13 protein-coding genes and 1 pseudogene are annotated in these 21,622 nt (G+C 62.7%); 4 read left to right on the top strand and 10 right to left on the bottom strand.

Going from position 1 to position 21,622, the window contains the following annotated elements; all coding sequences use genetic code 11:
• Positions 1 to 24 precede the first annotated feature (24 nt).
• The 3 genes and pseudogenes from FJ543_RS31895 to FJ543_RS21770 form a co-directional block, all read right to left on the bottom strand.
• The gene (locus tag FJ543_RS31895) at positions 25 to 1,539 is read right to left on the bottom strand and encodes a hypothetical protein (RefSeq protein WP_224682227.1); all 1,515 of its coding nucleotides are present in this window, start codon (positions 1,537 to 1,539) and stop codon (positions 25 to 27) included.
• 1,720 nt (positions 1,540 to 3,259) lie between these two features.
• Positions 3,260 to 3,685: pseudogene (locus FJ543_RS31890) on the bottom strand (DUF4347 domain-containing protein); the annotation flags it as partial.
• 92 nt (positions 3,686 to 3,777) lie between these two features.
• Complete coding sequence (locus FJ543_RS21770) at positions 3,778 to 4,761, bottom strand: DUF4347 domain-containing protein (protein ID WP_181174041.1); 984 nt, start codon at positions 4,759 to 4,761, stop codon at positions 3,778 to 3,780.
• A gap of 735 nt (positions 4,762 to 5,496) precedes the next feature.
• On the opposite strand from FJ543_RS21770, the gene FJ543_RS21765 reads away from it, so the two are divergent.
• Positions 5,497 to 7,551: a hypothetical protein gene (locus FJ543_RS21765; RefSeq protein WP_140877028.1), complete on the top strand. Its 2,055-nt coding sequence runs from the start codon at positions 5,497 to 5,499 to the stop codon at positions 7,549 to 7,551.
• A gap of 156 nt (positions 7,552 to 7,707) precedes the next feature.
• On the top strand, positions 7,708 to 8,559 hold the full coding sequence (locus FJ543_RS21760) for a hypothetical protein (RefSeq protein ID WP_224682074.1): 852 nt from the start codon (positions 7,708 to 7,710) through the stop codon (positions 8,557 to 8,559).
• Positions 8,560 to 9,126: 567 nt separating this feature from the next.
• Here the strand turns inward: FJ543_RS21760 and FJ543_RS21755 are convergent.
• The 3 genes from FJ543_RS21755 to FJ543_RS21745 form a co-directional block, all read right to left on the bottom strand.
• Positions 9,127 to 10,179: a GNAT family N-acetyltransferase gene (locus FJ543_RS21755; protein ID WP_140877026.1), complete on the bottom strand. Its 1,053-nt coding sequence runs from the start codon at positions 10,177 to 10,179 to the stop codon at positions 9,127 to 9,129.
• 193 nt (positions 10,180 to 10,372) lie between these two features.
• Positions 10,373 to 11,917: an oligosaccharide flippase family protein gene (locus FJ543_RS21750; RefSeq protein ID WP_140793341.1), complete on the bottom strand. Its 1,545-nt coding sequence runs from the start codon at positions 11,915 to 11,917 to the stop codon at positions 10,373 to 10,375.
• 59 nt (positions 11,918 to 11,976) lie between these two features.
• The gene (locus tag FJ543_RS21745) at positions 11,977 to 13,116 is read right to left on the bottom strand and encodes a DegT/DnrJ/EryC1/StrS family aminotransferase (RefSeq protein ID WP_140793339.1); all 1,140 of its coding nucleotides are present in this window, start codon (positions 13,114 to 13,116) and stop codon (positions 11,977 to 11,979) included.
• A gap of 1,365 nt (positions 13,117 to 14,481) precedes the next feature.
• Here FJ543_RS21745 and FJ543_RS21740 point away from each other — a divergent pair.
• Positions 14,482 to 15,669, top strand: a complete 1,188-nt coding sequence (locus tag FJ543_RS21740) for an acyltransferase (RefSeq protein ID WP_140877024.1) — start codon at positions 14,482 to 14,484, stop codon at positions 15,667 to 15,669.
• 21 nt (positions 15,670 to 15,690) lie between these two features.
• Positions 15,691 to 16,779 (top strand): acyltransferase, encoded by a 1,089-nt coding sequence (locus tag FJ543_RS21735; protein WP_140877022.1) that lies wholly within the window; start codon positions 15,691 to 15,693, stop codon positions 16,777 to 16,779.
• A 5-nt stretch (positions 16,780 to 16,784) separates the two neighbouring features.
• Here the strand turns inward: FJ543_RS21735 and FJ543_RS21730 are convergent, their stop codons facing one another.
• The 4 genes from FJ543_RS21730 to FJ543_RS21715 all read right to left on the bottom strand — a co-directional run bounded on the left by FJ543_RS21730 (position 16,785) and on the right by FJ543_RS21715 (position 21,509).
• Positions 16,785 to 17,756, bottom strand: coding sequence for a glycosyltransferase family 2 protein (locus FJ543_RS21730; protein ID WP_140877020.1), 972 nt, complete (start codon positions 17,754 to 17,756; stop codon positions 16,785 to 16,787).
• Positions 17,757 to 18,728, bottom strand: coding sequence for a glycosyltransferase family 2 protein (locus tag FJ543_RS21725; protein WP_181174040.1), 972 nt, complete (start codon positions 18,726 to 18,728; stop codon positions 17,757 to 17,759).
• Positions 18,725 to 19,456 carry a polysaccharide deacetylase family protein gene (locus FJ543_RS21720; RefSeq protein WP_224682075.1) on the bottom strand — a complete coding sequence of 244 codons (732 nt, stop codon included), beginning with the start codon at positions 19,454 to 19,456 and terminating at the stop codon, positions 18,725 to 18,727. Before FJ543_RS21720 ends, FJ543_RS21725 begins: the two co-directional genes overlap by 4 nt.
• A 481-nt stretch (positions 19,457 to 19,937) precedes the next feature.
• The gene (locus tag FJ543_RS21715; protein ID WP_140877016.1) at positions 19,938 to 21,509 is read right to left on the bottom strand and encodes a glycosyltransferase family 4 protein; all 1,572 of its coding nucleotides are present in this window, start codon (positions 21,507 to 21,509) and stop codon (positions 19,938 to 19,940) included.
• Between the last annotated feature and the right edge of the window lie 113 nt (positions 21,510 to 21,622).

The raw sequence follows: 21,622 nt of genomic DNA, 5'->3' as shown, positions 1-21,622 counted from the left end.
ACTGTATGAACTGCTTGATGTCCTTCAGCCCAAGCGTGTCGGTCGAGATATAGCCACCTTGACTGTTGGCCGACGAACCATGATCCCCGTTGCCATGCCCTCCATGACCATTGTCACGGCTGCCACGGCCATTGTCACCACGGTCATTGTGATGACGGTCACCATTGCCATTGTGGCGATCGTGGTCGTGATTGCCATTGTGACCATGGTGATGGTGGTTGCCGTTGTGGTCATGATCGTTGTCGCCATGACCGGTGGCACCACTGGACCCGGTATGGCCCGTTGCTCCGGTGGAACCCGTTGCTCCGGTGTGCCCAGTTGCCCCGGTCGCACCAGTATGGCCGGTCGCACCTGTTGCCCCGGTGGCACCAGTTGCACCAGGATCCCCTGTCGCACCTGTTGCTCCAGTGTCACCCGTCGCGCCGGTATCACCCGTTGCTCCGGTGGCTCCGGTGTCGCCAGTTGCTCCAGTGTCGCCGGTCGCTCCGGTCGCTCCGGTGTCACCAGTTGCTCCGGTGTCGCCTGTAGCGCCGGTCGCTCCCGTTGCACCAGGGTCGCCAGTCGCACCCATTGCTCCGGTAGCCCCGGTCGTACCTGTTGCCCCAGTGTCACCCGTCGCGCCAGCCGCCCCGCTATCACCCGTCGCGCCAGTCGCCCCGGTATCACCCGTTGCTCCGGAGGCCCCGGTCGCACCTGTTGCCCCAGTGTTACCCGTCGCGCCAGTTGCTCCGGTGTCGCCGGTCGCCCCAGTCGCTCCGGTGTCACCAGTTGCTCCGGTGTCGCCTGTAGCGCCCGTGGCTCCCGTTGCACCAGGGTCGCCAGTCGCACCCGTTGCTCCGGTCGCACCTGTTGCCCCAGTGTCACCCGTCGCGCCAGTCGCCCCAGTGTCACCCGTCGCGCCAGTCGCCCCGGTATCACCCGTTGCTCCGGTGGCTCCGGTGTCGCCAGTTGCTCCAGTGTCACCCGTCGCGCCAGTTGCTCCGGCGTCGCCCGTCGCGCCAGTCGCTCCGGTGTCGCCAGTTGCTCCGGTGTCACCGGTGTCGCCAGTTGCTCCAGTGTCACCCGTCGCGCCAGTTGCTCCGGTGTCGCCAGTTGCTCCAGTGTCACCCGTCGCGCCAGTCGCTCCGGTGTCACCAGTTGCTCCAATGTCGCCGGTGGCGCCAGTTGCTCCGGTGTCGCCCGTAGCGCCGGTGGCTCCCGTTGGACCAGGATCCCCAGTCGCACCCGTGGCCCCAATATCGCCGGTCGCTCCGGTGTCACCCGTCGCTCCGGTAGCCCCGGTCGCACCAGTATCACCCGTCGCGCCAGTTGCTCCGGTGTCGCCGGTAGCTCCCGTTGCACCAGGATCCCCAGTCGCACCCATGGCGCCAGTATCGCCGGTCGCTCCGGTGTCACCCGTCGCTCCGGTAGCCCCGGTCGCACCAGTATCACCCATAGCGCCAGTTGCTCCGGTCGCACCAGTATCACCGGTTGCGCCAGTTGCTCCGGTGTCGCCCGTTGCGCCGGTGGTCCCAGTTGTGCCTGTGCTTCCGGTAGCACCGGTCGCTCCTGTCGAACCCGTGGCGCCAGTATGACCTGTCGCCCCTGTGGCCCCGGTCGCACCAGAATGGCCAATTGCCCCGGTCGAACCCGTTGCGCCAGTATGACCTGTCGATCCCGTGGCCCCTGTCGCACCCGAATGACCGGTTGCCCCAGTTGAACCCGTGGCTCCGGTCGCGCCAGTCGCCCCGGTAGAGCCAGTCGCGCCTGCAGCTCCAGTCGAACCCGTAGCGCCAGAATCCCCGGTTGCACCCGTGGCTCCGGTATCACCCGTTGCGCCAGTCGCACCGATGTCGCCTGTACCGCCGGTGGCACCCATTGCACCCGAATCGCCGGTCGCACCCGTGGCTCCGGTATCGCCGGTCGCACCCGTGGCTCCGGTATCGCCAGTTGCACCCGTGGCTCCGGTATCGCCCGTTGCGCCAGTCGCACCGATGTCGCCTGTACCGCCGGTGGCACCCGTTGCACCCGAATCGCCGGTCGCACCCGTGGCTCCGGTATCACCCGTTGTGCCAGTCGCACCGGTGTCCCCCGTAGCGCCGGTGGCACCTGTTGAGCCAGGATCCCCAGTCGCACCCGTGGCTCCGGTATCGCCGGTGTCCCCAGTCGCACCGGTGTCGCCCGTAGCGCCGGTGGCACCCGTTGAGCCAGGATCCCCGGTCGCACCCGTGGCTCCGGTATCGCCGGTTGCACCCGTGGCTCCGGTATCACCCGTTGCGCCAGTTGCTCCGTTGTCGCCGGTCGCGCCAGTCCCACCGGTTGAACCGGTGTCACCCGTTGCGCCAGTCGCACCGGTGTCGCCCGTAGCGCCGGTGGCACCTGTTGAGCCAGGATCCCCGGTCGCACCCGTGGCTCCGGTATCGCCGGTTGCACCCGTGGCTCCGGTATCGCCCGTTGCGCCAGTTGCTCCGTTGTCGCCGGTCGCGCCAGTCGCTCCAGTGTCGCCGGTCGCGCCAGTCGCACCCGTTGAACCTGTGGCGCCGGTGTCCCCAGTCGCACCGGTGTCGCCCGTAGCGCCGGTGGCACCCGTAGCGCCGCTGGCACCCGTTGAGCCAGGAGCACCGGTGGCTCCGGTATCGCCGGTTGCACCCGTGGCTCCGGTATCACCAGTTGCACCCGTGGCTCCGGTTGCACCAGTATCACCGGTGACGCCAGCGGCGCCGGTCGCTCCAGTCGAACCCACCGGGCCGGTCGCACCAGTAGGACCCGTGGCTCCACTCGAACCTGTGGCGCCTGTGGCGCCAGTCGAACCTGTAGCTCCAGTCGCACCGGTGGCGCCTGCGTTGCTGCTAGAAGAAACAGCTGTCAGCCTGAAGACACCATTTGAATTACTGGTGTCTGGGCTCGCAATCGTTCCCGCCCCTGAGGATGCAATTGTGAAGGTGCCCGCGTCTACAACGGTATAGCTCGAATTATTGTCATCGCTGCTGGTGGGAACCAGAGCTATAATATTATAACTCCCGCTTACCGGCACGTCTCCAATCATCTGAACAGAAGAAAAGTTACCTGTTGATGTTCTAGAAGGCAACGTAAAACTGCCTATAATAACGTCAGATGAATTTGTTATATAATATTGCACAGGGAACAGGCCTGACACCCCCATGGATGTGTCAAGCGAACCGGTAAGGGTGACCTCAAGACTTAGAATGGCGGCGAACCTTCTCACCCCCATTTCAGTTAAAGGCGGCATCACCCGTTCGCCATCAGACACAAGGTTCCACGCTCCGTTCAGCGCCTCGGCGCCCACGAGCCCTGCCGCGGCCATGGCCTCCGCGCCGGTCGCATCATGCAGCGCCTCGACAAACGTCTCGCCTGTCTGGCCCTTGCCCGTCTCGCAGCTCCATAGCCTGAAATCGCCGTCGACGCTCAGCGCCCTGCCGATCGCCGCGAAGTCATCCGCCGCATCCTCCAACATGTCGACTGACCAGTCGCCCGAGCTGAAATGCACTCGGCCTGGCGAGCCGTGGGCGACCACGTGCACGGCGACCAACCCGCTGCGCCCGTCCAGTGTCTCGGCAATCTGGCGCGCCGCCTGTCGGTGGCCGTCCAGCATGATCGCTTCTACCTCCGGCCGCAGGTTGGTCAGGATTGTCCCCAGATCCGGCGCGGAGGGGTCGACAAAGAGAATTTCAGAAACGCGGGCCATGGCGAGGTCCTTTTGACTCGAAGTCAGCTCACGAGAACGACAAAGGCCGGCAGTGCCGGCACTGCGAAATGGGAGTCTGGAGGATCCAGCGATCATCTAGCAGACGGTCCAAGCGCTCCGGTTGGCTCCGCGGAGGCGCTCACGCTCAGGATGCTGGAACGCTGGAAGTCGCCGGCGGCGTCGAATGTGCCGATGGCTAGCGAGGCTGTTGCGTTCGGCACCTTGACCGCCATGGACACGGGCATTGCCTTCGGCATCGCACTGGGCAACATGACCTGACCGACGATGGCCTTCTGGTTCATGTCGACGATGTAGTAGGTGACCGACCCGGCCATATTGCCGACCGGCAAGGTACCAGTAACCATCACCTCGGCGATCAGAATTCCCGCATAGATTCCCATGCCCACCTCCGTTAGCGGCGGCTGCGCCTCGGCGCCCTCCGTCCGCACGTTCAGTTCCCAGAATCCGCCGAGCACATGCGCACCGACGTTGTGCGACGCTGCCGCGACCGGCCTGCCGGCCGCCCGAGACAGCGAAACGATGAAATCAGATCCCTCAGCGCCGGCGCCCGCCCGGCAGCTCCACAGCCCGAGAGCGCCGCCTTCGTCGAGCGAGCCGCCGATCGTGGCGAGGTCGCCCGCCTCATCTGCCGGCGTCTGGGACGACCAGTCGCCAGCAGCAAAGGCGACCCGGCCAGGCGCGCCGTGCGCGATGATGTGGATCGCGCGCAGTTCCGAACGGTCTACCAGCGCCGCCGCCATCTGACGCGCCGCTGGCCGCCAGGCGTCGAGAACGATCGCCCCGATCTCCGGCCTCAGATGCCGGATGATTGCGCCGACATCGGATACGTTGGGATCAACGAAGAGGATTTCGGAGACGCCGTGGAGGGCGACGCCGGGGTCTCGAACAGGAGGCAGTCCGGCCTTGATCGAGGCAGTGGCCTGTTGAGGCACCTGGCGCCCAAGCTCCAATGCAGTGGAAGAACTCTCTCCAGCGCCGGACCGCCGGTTGACCCGACGCTTGTCCGAGCCGCGGGTTTCATTGCCCTGACTCTCGTGAGATCCGATGCGATACAAAACGCCCCCCCATCCCGGTGGCACTGCTTTGCCAGCGACAACTTGCGAGGGACCCGAACTGCATGCGAGGAACATCAATTTCGGAAAGACGTCGCCCGGGTGAAGTCGGCACGACGCCATGGTGGCAAGCAAACACCCTGTGCCTCTGACGCACAAAGTGGCCTCCCTCCCGACATTCTCCTAGCTTTGCAGATCTCCACGACCCGGCCGCCCTTCGGCTAGTCAGTGGCCCACTCTCGTTACCTAAACGTCTAGTAAATTGGAAATAATCTGGTTGTAAATGGATCAATTTATAATGGTAACTGCGAGTGGTAGATTTAATTTATTACGAAATCCAATTGGAATCCGTGACTTAGACACCTTACGTTGACACCACGGCAATCTCGTATACTCCAAAAGTTTGATGCCGACGATGGCTGGTATGAGCAAGCTCCTCCAAAAAGAGTATCCCTCTACGCCGGCGCAAACATTGGCTAACACGGCACGCGCCGGCATTTTCCAAGGAGTCGATTGCGACCGAAGTAGAAGAGCAGGCGATGAAATGAGTGATCATGCAAGAAGCTGAGACACCCAAAGCTTGGCGGGGCATGGTCCGCATCCGATTGCGCCTGCGGCTAGCTAGATTCAACAGCTGCTAGTCCATGGCCACCGGGACAATCGAGGGTCCCTTATACAGCCGCAATGCAAATATGGCGGCCTCTGTGCGCAATTATCCAAGGAGCGGGCAGTCGGAAAATGACAAACGGCGGGCGAATTTGTCTGAACATGATCGTCAAGAATGAGATGGCTAATCTCGAGCGCTGTCTTGGCGCGGTTGCGGAGCACATCAATTGCTGGGTCATTGGCGATACCGGCTCGACCGATGGAACCCAGGATTTCATCCGCAACTTCTTCGCCGCACGCAATCTGCCGGGCGAACTGCATGAGTTTCCTTTCTACAATTTCGGGCAAGCGCGCAATGCAGCACTCGACCACGCCTATGCCTCGCCACTTGCGTACGACTATCTCCTGTTCGACGATGCGGACATGCAGCTTGTTGTTGAAAACAAGGCATTTCGCGAGCGGCTCGATGCACCGGGCTATCGGTTCCTGCAACGGGCAGATTCGGGCCTTACCTATTGGAACACGCGCTTGGTCAAGCGCGATGTCGGCGCGCGCTACCATGGCGTAACCCACGAATATATCGACATACCCGGTGGCGCGAAGGAGCTTCGGGGGGTTTGGTATAAAGATCACGCCACAGGCTCGAACCGGGTCGACAAGTTCGAGCGGGACATCAAACTCCTGCTGGGCGCCCTCGAAAAGGATCCAGAGAACCATCGCTCCTGGTTCTATTTGGCGCAATCCTACCGCGACGCCGGGCGTACAGCCGAGGCTGCGGTCGCCTATGCCAAGCGTGCCGCGATGGGTGGCTGGGATGAGGAGGCCTGGAACGCCAGGCTGCAGGAGGCTCGCTGCCTGAAGAAGATGGGCGACGATGCCGGCTTCGTTCGACAGGCACTCGCCGCGTTCAACCAGCGACCGCATCGCGCCGAGCCCCTTTACGACCTTGCCCGTCATTATCGCGAAAAGGGTATGAACGATGCCAGCGTGCTTTTCTGTGAGGCCGGGCTGGCAATCGCGCGGCCCGAACAGGATATCCTTTTCATAGAGGATTCTGTCTATGCCACCGGCCTCCAGGAGGAATATTCGATCGTCGCGAATTACGCCCGCGATCCCGCTCGGAAGGATCGCGGCCGCGCGGCCTGCAACTGGCTTGCTCTGAACAGAGGGGCTGGCGACGGTCCCAGAGACCAGGCGTGGTCCAACACCTTCTTTTATGTGCAGCCCGCCCTGGCCCTGATGCCGTCCTTCAGTGCCCGTCCGCTGGGCTTCACGGCGCCGGACGGCTACCGGCCAACTAATCCGTCGGTGGCGAGAATAGGCAAGCAAATTGTGCTCGCCCAGCGGACCGTGAACTACACGATGACGGAAGATGAGCTGCAGTATGAAACAAACGGCGATGCAATCCGCACCCGGAATTTTCTGCTCCGATTGAGCGACGATTTGGACATTCAATCAGCAAGCGAGATTTTGCCGCCGGTCGACATGCCGGACCCTGTCTACAAAGGCGTACTTGGTTTCGAGGACCTGCGTCTGTTCGCGATAAATGGTGAACTCTGGGGCTCGGCGTGTGTGCGCGAGTTTTCGCAAGACGCGCTGTGCCAACAGATTATAGCGCGGATCGAGGAAAGTGGTTCCTGCCACCTTACTGACTGGCGCATTCTACATCCGGCGGGGCAGCGGATTCATCAGAAAAACTGGATGCCGCAAGTGGTGGCCAATCCGTCGGATATAGGCGGAGACGAGCTTCGCTTTATGTACCTATGCGACCCAACCCGAACCATCGACGATCAGGCCCGCACTCTCAGCGAAACCTTGCCCCCGATTGCGGCGCAACGATTCAGAGGTGGCAGCCAGCTCATAGCGTTCGACGGAGGATGGCTGTGCCTGATCCACGAGGTGCAATGGAGGCAACCGGAAAATCGACGTTACTATCTTCACCGCTTCGTATGGTTTGACAAACAGAACTCTCTACAGAAAGTGACCCGCCCGTTTTTCTTCAACAAAAAGGGCATCGAATTCGCAGCCGGCCTGGCCTGGCATCCTGATGAAAGTCGTTTGTTGATTTCGTACGGCGTAACCGACAGAGAGGCCTGGCTGGCAACCGTCGATGAGGCGGAAGTACGATTTGTGCTGGAGGACGTAAATATGCTGCGGTCCGGCGTCACCGACTTGCCCCAGATCTGATCAAGTACCGCCAACGGTAGAAGCGATATGCCGGAAGGGGTCAAAGTGTCTCTGACGATCGGCGCCAAGGTTGGATCATGAACCCGGCAAAGGGCCAACTTTATTACGCGGCGGCAATTGGTACTTGGCACCGTTGTGGCGGGATCAATCGCGGCGATGCTCAGGATCAACTCGGAGACCAGTCACGCCGCCATGCCGATAAACCCAAACGCCTCTTCTGCGACCCTTCTTAACGCTCCGATCGAGCTTGCCGGTGACTGGGGCCGCATGTTGGAGGGCGCGGCCACTCAGGTCATCAAACGTATGCGGCGCTCCTGCCTGACTGACGTCCGGCTTGTCTCCGATCGACAGCCAGCGCGCGTGCGCGTCGACTCGCATACCTCCGGCCAACCCGCGATCTGGCTGCACCCGGACGGAAGCAGCGTGGCATGGATCATCGTCGATATCGGCGAGCGAGACTGGTCGAAGCTCGCGTATCAGTTTGGCCATGAACTCGGCCATGTGTTTGCCAACAGTTGGCAAGCCGACGCCAAGCCCGCCGCACCCTGTCAATGGCTTGAGGAAGCCATGGTCGAAGCATTCTCATTGCGCGGCCTCGGACGTCTGGCGGAGGACTGGAGAAAACATCCCCCGTTCGTCGGCGATAACGCTTTCGGTGACGCCATCGCCCAATATTGCCAGAACATTGTTCGCGCCTACGCGACCCTTGCCGATGGTCAGGATCTCACCCGTGACGCCGCCGCTTGGTTCGCCGACAACCGGGGGGCGATCGAAATTCCCGGTCTTAATCCGTTCGCGCAGGCAATGAGCGTGACGATCCTCGCCGAATACGACCAGAACCCCGATTGCATAGAAGCGCTCGGCGCTCTCAACCGCTGGCGTGGCCGCAGCGGAATTCCCGTCGCTGAATATCTGCAGCGATGGAAAGAGAGCTGCGCGGAATTGCAAACCTCTCCGCATTTACCGCTCCGCTTAGGCGAGCTATTGGGGGTTATTACGCCCTGGTAAATAGATGGAGCACAAACCGCCATCAGCCCGGTTGGTTGGCAATATGGCCTGCATGTCCGACCTTTCCTGTTTTTAATTCGGGTAGGCCAGGTGCCAATCACGCTTCGCCTTCTACTCCTTCGTTATTCGTTTGGATGAATTCTACTCATATAATCAATAGCATATATGTCGACGTCGCCGGCGCGCAAATTTGAGGATCCTGCCGGTCAAGGCCCGGCGCCATAACCCCCAACCCCGCAGGCGCCGGGCCGCGCGCACTCACATAAGGCAGTCTGCGCAAGCGGCCCGACAGCCTGTTGGGGTACAATTTGTCCGACCGTCGGGCCTGACCGGCTCCGTGGGTGGCGTTGCCGGCTGGACGCAACAATAATATTAGCATCTTCGAATTAATACCTCACAAAGCCGTTTTCCCCGGCTTTGTGCCTCAGCGGCGAAGTGACTGCTCTCGCCCAGGCGATCACCGCGGTGGGTCGGCCGTCGTCCCCGGTCTTGCAGAGTTCGAACCGGTTCGCTCGATTGGGTAAATGTCGCTGCGCTATCAAACAAAAAAGAATTCACCCAGCGAAGTCACAGGAGTCCGAGCCGATACAGCGCGCTAACCGCACGCGGGCGAAAGATGGCACCGTAACGACCGGCCACCGGCTCACCCCAACTCTGCTTGTAGTCTTGCCCGGAGCCGAGATCGAACTGGCGATGCCCAACGCGTGCGGCCCATTCGATCGAAGCCTCCATTATGCGGACACCGACCCAAAAGCGGTCGTATTCGGGATCGCGGACGATGCATTGGCCGAGCACGACGCCGTCCTGACACATCAGGACGACGCCGGCTGTGCGCCGATCACCATCGAGCAGGTGCAAGGTGTGGAACTGGATTGGGCTGCCGGCGGTCTGCCGCTTCATGAAGGCGCGCCAGAACCGCAGACGATCCTCGGCAGCGACCGTCTCCTCGGCATCGTTGCCTTCCCACATGCGGCCCCATTGAGCGCAGCACCATTCCAGGTCGGTCTCGTCGTCGATGCGAAGCCGCATGAATTCGTCGCAGCGCTGGCGGGCCCGGCGCACATTCTTGCGATGATTGCGGCTCCAGCGCGCCTCATAGTCGCCCCGCAGATTGACGCTGTAGTTGTCCGGGGACCAGTAGGATCGCGGATTTAGCTCCACGACGCTCTTGTCGAGCCCCGCCTCAACCCGCACCTCGACGCCCAAGGCGTGCAGCGCCCGAGCAAGGGCGGCGGGAGAGGACGCAGGCGCGATCACGCCGGAAAGCGATTGATAGGCGACGGGCTCCCAGTATCGACGACGGCGACGCAGGGAAATGAGCGCGGTCGGGTGGCCATTCTCCGTCGCCAGGGCGTGGCGCTTGCGGGCGCTCGTGGGTCGGGTGAGCTCGCGATAAAGGTCGCGGTCGCAGCCGGGAATGGCCGGCAAGAAGCCCAGGGCCTGGTCGAGGGTCGAGTTCCAGGCGTCGAACCAGGCGATATGAACGCCCCGCGTCGTGAAGCGGGTGACTATGCGGGCAGTGGCGATCACAGCGGGCGCGGCGACATGGGCCATCGCGCGCTTCAAGCCCGAGCCGGCGGGGTTCGCCCGGGCGGTATCTGTGGCGTCAGAGCGACTCATCCCCGATTTCCCTGTGCCGTCCTTGCCTGTCGGCCATCCAAGCAATTGTTGAAAGAGGGCGGCCCGTCCCCCGTTGGCGGCAGATTACACAGCTTGCACCCCGCCCGGACGGCCCGCAATATTGCGTCCTTATGTTTCAACCATTGCGTGCCAAAATGTAGCGGGCGCGACCTTGTTGACGTGGCCGGGCGGATCACGTTTCGCCGACCGCGGGGCCTGGCGCGGCCGCCCGTCCCTGTTCGGCTTCTTCGCCCAGGAAGCCCCGGATGAGGAGGAGGGGGACGTGTAGGTGCACAGGCACCAAGGCCTGGGTCTTATTCAGCAGGTAGGCCAGTTCGGCGGCGAAGGGATGACGGGTCAAGCCCATCGCCAGGAACCAGAACATTGCGCCAAGCCCGCCGCCCAGAACCGCCTGCAAGACCGATATGTTCATGTCGAAGCCATTCAGCACGATGACGACGAGCGGGCCCAGCGCCGTGGCCAGTGTGGCGGTGGCGCTCGGCACCAGAGCCCACAGATATTCGCCAACGCTCAACTTCAGTCGCCGCATCAGGAACCAAAGGCCAGCGCCCACCTGGATCGGCGTGGTGGCGAAGATCGAGAGCGCCAGCGCGAAGGGGCCATGCTGGGCCGCCAGGATCATGATCAGGCTGGTCATCGGCAGGGAAATGATCCAGGCCTTGGCCGTGTCGCGGATCCCGCCGGCGGCGACCAAGGCCGGGAACATCAATGGGACGGGGAAGTAGAGCATCGTGGCCGCGGCCATCACCTGCACCAGCGGGATGGAGGTGTACCATTGCGGTCCCAGTATGGTGTGCACCAGGGGATGAGCGAAGAGGATGACCATCGCCAGGCCCGGCCAGTGGAACGCCGTCAGGCTGGCCGCGGCTCTGAGATAGGGCCCCTTGAGGGGATGACCCGTGCGCGCAAGGGCGGCGAACCCCGGCAGTGCCACCGCCGAGATCGCCGATATGACGAGACGGCTGGGCATTTCCGTGACCTGCTGGCCTCGGCTGTAGAGGCCGACATCCGTGGTGCCGCTGGCCCGACCCAGCATGAAGGTCGGAATGACCTCGCCGAGGCCGGTCAGGAGGCCGGTCGCGGTGTTGAATCCACCGAACGCCAGAATGTCGCGCCATTTGGTGAACTGGATGCGAAAGATGGACAGGTCCGGACGTATGAGAACGGCGAAGACGAAGGTGGAGAGCGGATAGCTCAGCGAGCCCCAGGCGAAGCTCATATAGCCGACACCCGTCATCACCAGAGCGGTGGTGGTGATGTTGCCGACCAGGGCCGAGCCGAGGTTTATGGCCGCGATACTCCAGAATTTCAGGTCGCGGCGAAGCAGAGCCACGATCGGCGAACCGATGCTGGAGAACAGATACCCAAAGGCCACAGTGCGGACAAAATTCTCCAGACGCGGTTCGTGCGCGAAGTCGGCGTAGAAGCCCGCCGTCACGACGAAGGCCGTCGTAAGGACGATGGCGACCACCAGCATCATGGTGAAGGAGGTGCGTATTTCCTCCTTGGAAAGCGTTTCGGCGTTGACGATGTAATTGGTCACGCCGAAGTCACGAAGACCCTCGGCGAGCGCGAGGATGCTGGCGCCAAGGAAGGCAGCGCCGATGTCGTTGGGGGTCAAAAGCCGCGACGAGACGTAGAGCGTCGCGAAATTGAGGATGAGGGTGGCGTACTTCTCGAAATAGACCGCGACCACCGCGCGCCGAACGTTTGCCATTTCTATCGCTCACCTTCGATGAGACTGGCCCGATGCAGGATCGCCACCATATCGCGCCCTTAAAACCGTGTGGCCTCGATCAGGGTCGAGGCGACCTTCTGTTGATCCTCGTCGGTCATCTGGGGGTAAAGCGGAAGGACGATGGCATGATCCTGGGCTGCCTCCGACTCCTGCAGAGACATGCGCAACGGTCGGGAGGCATAGACGTCCTCGCGGTGGGCACACATGATGCCGCGCCGTGTGGCGATACCGGCATCCAGCATAGCCTGCATGACGGTGTGCTGGTCGGCGGACTCCGGCAGACGGACGCAGAAGCTCTGCCAATTGGTTCGCACGTAGGAGGGTTCGCGCACCAGGCCCAGCCATTGCGCCTCGCCAAGCAATTCGGCGTAGCGAGCGGCCAGCGCGCGGCGGCGGACCACGATTCCGGGCAGGCGCTTAAGTTGCTCGCGGCCGACAGCGGCCTGGATGTCGGTCATGCGATAGTTGTAGCCGAGCACTGGGTGGCTCTCGAAGATCACCTGGGCCGAGCCGTGGCGGACTGTGTCGGGCACGCTCATTCCGTGCTGGCGCAACAGCTTGAATTTGGCGGCCCAGTCAGCGTGCTTCGTGGTCAACATACCGCCGTCGCCGGTGCTCATGATCTTGCGCGGATGGAAGGAGAAGCACGCCACGTCGCCGTGCACTTTGCCGACCTTCTCCCACCGCCCGTTCCAGAAGATCTCGCTGCCGCTGGCGCAGGCCGCATCCTCGATCACGGGCAAGCCCTTGGACTTGGCGATATCGACGACCGCGGCCATGTCGCAGGGCAAGCCCATCTGGTGGACGATCAGGATCGCCCTAGTCTTGGCCGAAAGCGCTCGCTCGATCAGGGCCGGGTCGATGTTGTAAGTGGCCGGATCGATGTCGACGAAGACCGGGATCGCGCCGCAATAGGCAACGGAATTAGCCGTGGCGATGTAGGAGTGGCTAACCGTGACCACCTCATGGCCGGGCATCACCCCGGCGGCCAGCAGGGCCAGATGCAGCGCTGTGGTGCAGTTCGAGACGGCCGCAGCGTGCGGCGCGCCGGTGAAGGTGGCGAACTCCGTCTCGAAGGCCGCGACCTCCGGGCCCTGCGTGACCCAGCCGGACAGGATGACGCGGCGCGCCGCCTCGGCCTCGGCCCCATCCATCGTGGGCTTGATGATCGGAATCATGTGAGGACCTCAGCTGAACGAAGTTGTATCTCGGCGTGAGAAGTTGCAGTCGTCGTATCACGATAAAGCCGGTCGCTCACCTTCTCCTATTGTGGGATACGGCAGGAACGGCCAACGAGCCGGGCGTAGTGGAATAAGTGACGTCGCCGTTCTAACTCGGCAGCTCCGCCTGAATCTGTCGTGCAGAGCGCAGGAACTGTAAGGAACGCGCCCTTCCTGACTACCAGGCCGAACATGAGGACACTTAACTGCAGGGGGTCGACGGCACGACGCCCGCAGAGGGGTCTAAGCCGGGCCGATCACCTCGAGGCAGAGCTGTAGGAGACGAGGTCCCGGTGCCCTCTGGGAGTTTCGCAAAAACAGAGAGATAGAGCTTTTCGCCGTTGCGGTGAAACGCTGAACGCCCGCCGCCTCGCGCGACATTGGAGCTGGATCTGCCGAGTCCGGCACCATTGCGCTGGGGCAGGCAATATTGGACCCAACGCTTTGACGGGTGACCCCAAATGTGTAGGGCCTCCCGGTAGCTCAATGTATGGCCAGAGCACCGTCCTTTAGACGTATAGGTTAACGCTGACAGCGAGGGGTTCAGCAATATGACCTAGCCGTGAGTGGCTCCACAGGGATCTGGCATGAATACTGCTTAAACCAGCTTACTAGGCAATAATTGGGGATTTTCCAAATGCGGGTAAACACTCAGCCAAGCCGAAGAGCAGGCTTGTCAAAATGCATATTTTGCGAGCCAATCCATGTCAGGGATGTGCAGACCAACCAAAATGGAGACGTTATAATCTCCATAACGGCCGATGATATTTATACGAAGAACTCAAAGCAGCGCTACGAGATAATATTGACCGACGAAGAAGTCGGCATTCTTAACGCTGCTACGCGGTGACTCGCCGTCTGCAGATACGGATCCACGGACGGGCCGACTGATACGCCGGAGCCGGCGGCGCTGCCAATGTGGCACAGGCCCCGCTGCTCCATTTTGGGACGGCGCGGCATCATCAATGAAGCCTAACTAGGCGCTGCCGCTATGACGTCAGCGGGCCTTCGTTGTGGCCTTGCCCCTTGCTGGGGCGCTAGTTCGGCAGACTCTAACGCGCGCTTTGGCCGCTGGACAACACGTGCCCGGCAGCGCCCGGTGCTAGAAGGGCTCGCCACGTCGGCCCGATCAGGGGCGGCCGCCTAAAGAAGATCATCAATCTAAAGTTGGCGCGATGGAGCCCTGGAAGGTAGCGCGTTCAAAGCCTACGCCTTCTAGTCGAATTGATGTGACGAACAGTTAGGCGTCTATAATCGCGAAAGTCCGACCGCCCCAGGCGTGGGCATGGCTGGGTTGCGGAGCATCGGCTCGAGTATTGATCTATGGCAACGATATATCAGGGTGCGATTTTCGCCGTTCAGCCGTCGCGGACCATGGTCCGGCCGGCGGAAGACCGTATCGCCGGCTTCGACGGCGTGCGCGCGATCGCGGTACTGATGGTCTTCATCAGCCACAAGACGACGCTGCCCCATCACGATTCCTATGGCTCCGTCGGCGTCTGGCTCTTTCTCGTGCTCAGCGGCATGCTCATCTCCTCAATCCTGTCGGAGATGCGCGGAAAGGTCGAAGCCGGGACGCAGTCGAAATGGCGCTCGATGGGTGACTTCTATCTGCGCCGCAGCCTGCGCATTTTCCCGCTCTATTATGCCTGTCTGGGTGTTTTCGCGCTGGCTTCGCTGTTCACCTCATTCGTTGGATTCTCGCGCATGGAAGCGACGATCTACGCCCTCTACGGCACCAACATCTATATCGCGATGACGCCGACTGGGGACCACGGCCATTTCGGTCACCTCTGGTCGCTGTCGGCGGAAGAACAGTTCTATCTGCTCTTCGCGCCGATCCTGCTGTTCACCCCGCGCAAATACCTGCTTCGGATTTGCGTCGGATTCATGCTCGCCGGCGCGGCCATGCTGGCTTGGCTAGTGTCCGTGCGGACCCACCCGAACGCCATCCACGTCGATCCGCTGATCGCTTTCGGCATGCTCGGCGTCGGCGGCTTCGTCGCCTCCTTGAAAAACCTCAAACCGCGCGCCTGGCTGGTGAGTGCGCAAGCCCAGGCGGCGGCTGGCCTGACCCTGATCGCGATCCCGCTGGTGTTCGGCTATTACCGAGACACATGGAACGTCTGGGGACCATTGACCTGCACGGTTGCCGGCCTGTTTCTGTTCCAGATCGCCCGCAACCAGCAGACTCCAGTCGTGGCTTTCCTCAACTTATGGCCTCTGCGCTCGCTCGGCCGGGTGAGCTATGCCTTCTACATCCTGCACCAGTTCGTCCATTTCTACGAAGTCCAAGCGGTGTTCCATAAGCTGCACATGAACATTGACGGGCCGCCTATCGTGCAACTGGCCGTGGAGCTGTTCATCACGGTCGCGCTGGCGACGCTCTCCTGGCATTTCTTCGAACGGCCGCTCCTACGGTTGGGGGCTAGATTGACCGCGCGGGAGGGCGCCGAGGCCAGCAGCGCAGCCGCCGCCTTGTCCCCGGGACGGCAAGCGGCCACGCGGTAGAGGCGGGCGGAGCTTCGGCCAATGCGACTCGACAACGAACGCCGCATCAGGGGTTTCGATGGCCTGCGCGCGATCGCCTTCATCTTCGTGTTCATAAGCCACAAGTTCCATCAAGGGACGTATGCATCCCTTGGCGGCGACGGGGTAATGCTCTTCTTCGCACTCAGCGGCCTCTTGATCACCCGTATCCTGACTCGCACGCGGGTGGCGGTCGAGGCGGGCGAGACGACGAAGCTGGCAGGTCTTGGCCGCTTCTATCTTCGGCGTTCGGCCAGGATATTCCCCGTCTACTACGCGACGATCGGCTTCTTCCTGATCGCGTCGCTGTTCGTTCATTTCGACGGCTTCGAAGGCGGCGCGCGCCTGGCCATGCTGCTCTACGCCACGAACATCTATGTGTTGACGACCGGCCACTGGGTGGGCCACTTCAACCACTTCTGGACGCTGGCGATCGAAGAGCAATTTTATCTATTGTTTGCACCGTTGCTGCTGTTCACCCACAGCAAGGCCGCCGGACACATCTGCGTTGCATTCGTAGTTGTGGGTCTCTTCACTCAGGCGGGCCTCGAATGGGCCGGAGTGTCAGCGAAGGTCATCGGCCTGAATCCCATGACCGGCTTTGGTTATCTTGCTTTGGGCGGTCTGGCAGGACTGAACCTCGACCGGCGAGTGCCGGCATGGCTGGTTTCCACGCCGGCCCAGGCCATCGCCGCGCTCACCCTTCTCATCGTGCCCCTCACTATCCTTAAGGACGAGATCATCTGGCGCGTCTATGCGCCGGCAGTCGCAGCTACAGCCGCGCTTCTGGTCCTCCAGATAGCGGGGAACCAGGCCTCGCGTTTCGTCGCCCTTTTGGAGACCTGGCCCCTGCGCAACCTGGGACGCATCAGCTACGGTTGTTACGTTTTCCACGAGTTTATTCATTTCTACAACGTCGAGGCAGCGGCCCGGAAGTTCGGCGTCGTATTCCAAGCGTCGGATTGGATCTCGGCTCCCATCGAGCTTGTTTTGACCATAGGCCTGGCGACCTTTTCCTGGCAATTCTTTGAACGACCCATCATGGCCTGGGCCCATCGGCCGACGCAGAAAGCGGCGCCTGCCGCTGCCTGAGCCCCTCAGCTCGCCCAGCCGAGCACCCTTCGCAGCAGGCCAAGGTTGTGGTTCAGGCGAAGGTAATACTCGCGTTCCGGCCGGTCGCGGATCTGGAGCACGGCCAGTGGCGGGGTTGCGATCAGCATTTTGAGCGCGCGCGCGATTCTCTGGCTCCGCGTTTTCAAGCTCCTCAGTTCCACCTCGCCTTCCTTGCGGGCACGCTCGGTGAGCCATGCGCGCGTAAGACGGCCAGCATGGACCTTGTGGTCCACCACGAAGGCGTCCGAGTACCAGCAGCGATAGCCGGCCGCAATCAGGTCGGTCATCATCTGGGCCTCTTCCCCGCTGGCGAGGTTCGAGCCGACCCGACCCGTCGTGACGTCGAACCCGCCGAGCGCGTCCAGCGCGCTGCGGCGGAACAACATGTTGGCGCCGACGCCAATGGGATGATGGGTCGTGTCCACGAAGCCGTCCTCATCGACCACCGACAATAACAGGCGCGCCCGCGGCCCGAGGCTGCTCGGGGGCATTTCAAGGCTGCCGGCGTTGTCGGGCCAGTGTGGGATCACCCGCCCAGCCAGGATGGCGGTGTGGACGTCACAGCGGGCCGCGCAGGTGATCGCCGCCTCTACCCAGCCTGCGCGCGGCACAGCGTCGTCGTCCAGCAGCGCAATCCATTCGCCCCTACCGGCCTCGAAACCCGCGTTGCGGGCCAGGGCAACGCCGGGCTTGTCGAGCCGGATGAGGCTCAGTCCATCGCGTCCCCTCAGGTCCTCCAGCACCTCGGCATGCGCCGGCGCCGAGGCGCTGTCGATGACGATGACCTCCACCGGCTGGCCCGCGCACTGCGGCAGCAGGGCATTGACGTTCTCCAGAACGTCGTGGCTGCGATTGTGCGTGGCGATGACGATGCTGATGACCGGGGCACCGGCGCTGATATTCGGCGCGTCGTTGGCGTCCCTAGTGCCAATTCGACGGTTAAATTCCATCCCCATTCAGTCCAACGCCGCGTCCTGGGCGGCCGCCGGGCGCGCACCCAGGCCGATCGACCAAAAGAATGCGGCGCGCAACGGCGTCGGCGTCACGAGCTGCCTTACCGCCCGGAACGGAAATACCAGCAGCGCATGACGCACCGCGAATCGCACGCCTTTGGCATCCCCCCTGGCCGCCCGCTCCACCGCTGCATCGGCGAAATAGGTGTAGAACCCCAAGAGCGTGGCGAAATAGGAATGCAGCCACTCTTTCGGCGAGCGCCACTTGCGCCACACCGGCATGGCATGCCGCATGAACACCTTGCGCGTATAGGGAATCCGGCTCAGGACCAAGGCATCATAAGATCCCGACGGACGCTGGCGGAACAAGACGCAAGGCACGGTCACATGCTCCATATGCCCTCCTCGGGCGAGGCGCAATTGCCAGTCCCAGTCCTGGTCGGCCAGCAGGGTCTCGTCAAAATAACCGTACACGTCGCGTACCCCGACACGCGCCATCGTGGCGCCGATCTGCGGGAAATAGCCGTCGAGCATCATCTTCAGATGGTCGCCGTCGAGGCGGACGTCATAGGGAATTGGGGCGGCTATGGGCCGCAGATTAGGATCGGTCATCACGACCTGACCGAAGACCGCCTCGACTTCCGGCTGGCAGTCGAAGATTTGCAAATGCGACCGTACATGTTGCTCGGTCCAGACGTCGTCGTCGTCCAGAAAGGCTAGAAACTCGCCTGTGGCCGCCCGCATCGCCGCGTTACGCGCGGCCCCGGCGCCAGCAGTTGTCACGATGAGGTGCTGCGCGCCGTGGGCTTGCGTCACCTTGGCGGTGGCGTCGTGGTTGGAGCCGTTGTCGCCAACCAGAATCTCGAACGTCAGGTCGGGGCCTTCCAGCGCGCGGATGCTCGCCAGCGCCGGGTCCAGGAACTGCGGACGGTCGCGGGTCGGGACGACCACAGAAACGATGCGCACCTTATTCACCCCCACTCCTCCCACCGATCGAAGACGCCCGACAGGGCGGCCGAAAATACTCGGATGCTGTCGAAGCGCGTGATGAAGGTCCGCGCGATGGTGCCGGCCGAACGCGTCTCCTCGGCCTGCGCGTAGACCAGATCATAGCCAGCTGCCTTGGCCTCCCGCATAGCAACCGCCGTCCAGTTGGCCGACTGGCCAAGCGGGATTGCGAACGACGTCGGCGCAAAGCCGAGCCGAGCCTCAATCATAGCGCGCGAGCGGTCCAATTCCTCGCGCGCGGCGGGGCCGTCCAGTTGCCCAAAATCGGGATGGGTCGCGGAGTGGCTGCCGATTTCGGCGCCGTCGGCGACGAGGCGCTCCAGATCGCGCCAGCCCAGAACCTCGTCGGTCGCCCAGGGCGAGCCACCTTCGCTCCAGTCGGTGACCACGAAAAGGCTCCATGGTACCGCGAAGTCTTTCAGGATCGGCGCAGCCACGGTCATCACGCTGCGGAGGCCGTCATCGAACGTGATGGCGAGGTCCATTGGGTCGCCCCCCGTCCGCGCGATCTCCGAGGCTGGCACGAACCGGTAGCCCCGCGCCGCAGCCCACTCCAACTGGCGACGGAACAGCTTCGGCGGCACATCGTTGTGGTCCATCAGCGGCTGGCCGACCGAGTGGTAGGCCAGGATCCGGCCTCCTGAACGGGGTACGCGTCGGCCTAGAATGGACAAACCTTGACGTTCGATGGCCATACGTGGCCCGACCACATGACGCCTTTCGACACCGAACGCGCGCACAGCGCGCTTCAGAACCTTCGGTGCTCGCCCAAGCATACCCACTTTCGCCCTCTTTCCTTTACCCGAGTCGAATAGCAAGCCTGAGCCAGCTATGGCTTCTGACGAACCCGAGGCGCCTAAAGCCCCATCCCGTCGAACGGCACCCCTCTATCGGGAGAAAGAGCAAGGCTCTGACAGGCTGTCGAAACTGTTTTGGTCGAGGAGCGTATCAGATTCAAACCATGCACAGACCAGAGTCAAAAAGGGTATCTCCGCCACTTTTTGGGCAGCCTGCTAAATCAAAAGTGTAAATCACGATGGCTGCCGGAACTGGAAGCCCCCTTCGTGCGGGTCGCTCCTGAAGGCCGGTCAGTCTGCGTCCTGGCATCGCACACGCGGCCGCCGAAGTGCCGGCCGGCAAACTTTACAATTGAACCCAAAAATTAACTGCCGCTCCTTAGCCGGCCACCAACCGGGGCAGCCATTCAGGCAGCAGGTTTCGGATGGCGTCCCAGGGCCCGTCGAAGGTCCTGGTCCGCGCCAGGCGCCCCCATACCCGTAGCCGTTCGGGCAGCGACATCAGGCGCACAGAACGTTTCAGGATCGCCTCGACCGTGTCGAACTCGCCGAACACCCCATTGAGCAGGATGTCGGGATAACCGTCATAGAATTCCTCGTCCGCGGGCGCGCCCTGCCCACGAAGCGGCGTGACTGGCGGGATCGCCAGGGCCTTGGCGTAGAGCGCCTCCAGGCTTGCCAGCCAATTGGGCGCGGTGTGCAGCCGCTTGACGTTGGACGCCGTCTCATCGCCCCGCTGACGCAGGGCCTCTGGGGCAGCGAGCCAGTCCGCCAGGATGCGGTTGTAGTCCGCCATGGAGGTGGCAAAGCCAATGGTTGGCGCCAGCCCGGGCATATCGGTGCTCATGACGTTCGCATCCGACGGATAGGGAAACAGCGTCACGCAGGGCGCGCCCAGCCCGCCGGCTTCCAGCATCGAGGTAATCGAAACAAAGGGGTACGAGTCAAGGTAGATGTCCGCCGCCTCGAAGGCGAGCGACGGATCGGGCGTCTCCGGCCGTCCCATGATCCGCCCGCCAGTCGCCGCTGTGGCCTGTTGCCAGTCGACCGGCTCCCCCGGCCCTATGACCAACAATCGCGCATCGGGACGAGCCAGGAGCGCCTCGACATGCATATCGGCGAACGAGACCCCGCCCATCGTGCGGTATTTCACGCCTCGCGCCACGGACACCAGAAGCGGTCCGCCGGCCGGAATGCCGAGCCTCTGCCGCGCCTCGGCCCGGCTGTGCTTGCGTACCGGCAAATCGATCTGGATCGGCAGGATGGCGTGACGCTCCGCTGGGATCGCACGCCGTTCCACCACCAGCCGCTCGCCCGACACCCGCGAACTGGCGATCAGGTCGCACACCGATAGCCCGACCCAGAACGCGTGGTCGGCGTGGTTGATCAAGACCACGGGCGGTCGGTTGCGCTCGTCAGCAAAGGCTATGCCCGGCGTCGGGTCCTCGTTGCTGACGTGCAGGACGACGAGGTCGAAATCGAGCGACAACTTGCGGAGCGCACGGGCCCATTCCACCGGTCCGCCGCGCGTCGCGCCGATCATATGGACGTGTCCGCCACGAGCCTCCACGGCCTCGCGCACCGACGGCGGCGGCTCCCCGGGATGGCGCAACAGGGCCAAGGAGTGATGACGCGCCTCATCGGCGGCGATCCAACGGCGCATCATCCGGGTGAGGCCGCCGACCTCGTTCAGAGCGGTGGCCACATGCAGCACGCGGCCGACCTGCGTCCGCGCCGGTCGCGCAGCTTCGGCGTTTGCGGAGAGCGTCCGTCGCGCGATCTCGATCAGTATTTGCTCAAGCGGCTCTGACCGATAGAAGCCGCAGTGCCGCTTCCGTGCAAGCGTGACGGCCGCCTCTACATAGGCCGCCGCGGAGTTGAGGTCATCAGCCTCCAGGCAGCGCTCAGCCTCACCCCGAAGGCTTTGGAACTCTGCGTAGTTGTGACGCATACGCACCACCTCTGGCTCGCAGGGCACGCTTTCAGATCGCATCGTTTCCGGCATCCTTCCCCCAAGGTCGCAGCCTGCCTTAAAACTTGTTATACCGAGTGGCCAAGGCTTGC

Origin of the sequence: Mesorhizobium sp. B2-5-7, from assembly GCF_006440875.1 — a bacterium.
Taxonomy (GTDB): domain Bacteria; phylum Pseudomonadota; class Alphaproteobacteria; order Rhizobiales; family Rhizobiaceae; genus Mesorhizobium; species Mesorhizobium australicum.
Note: the sequence above shows the minus strand (reverse complement) of the source record. Positions and strands in the feature narration are given on the sequence as shown.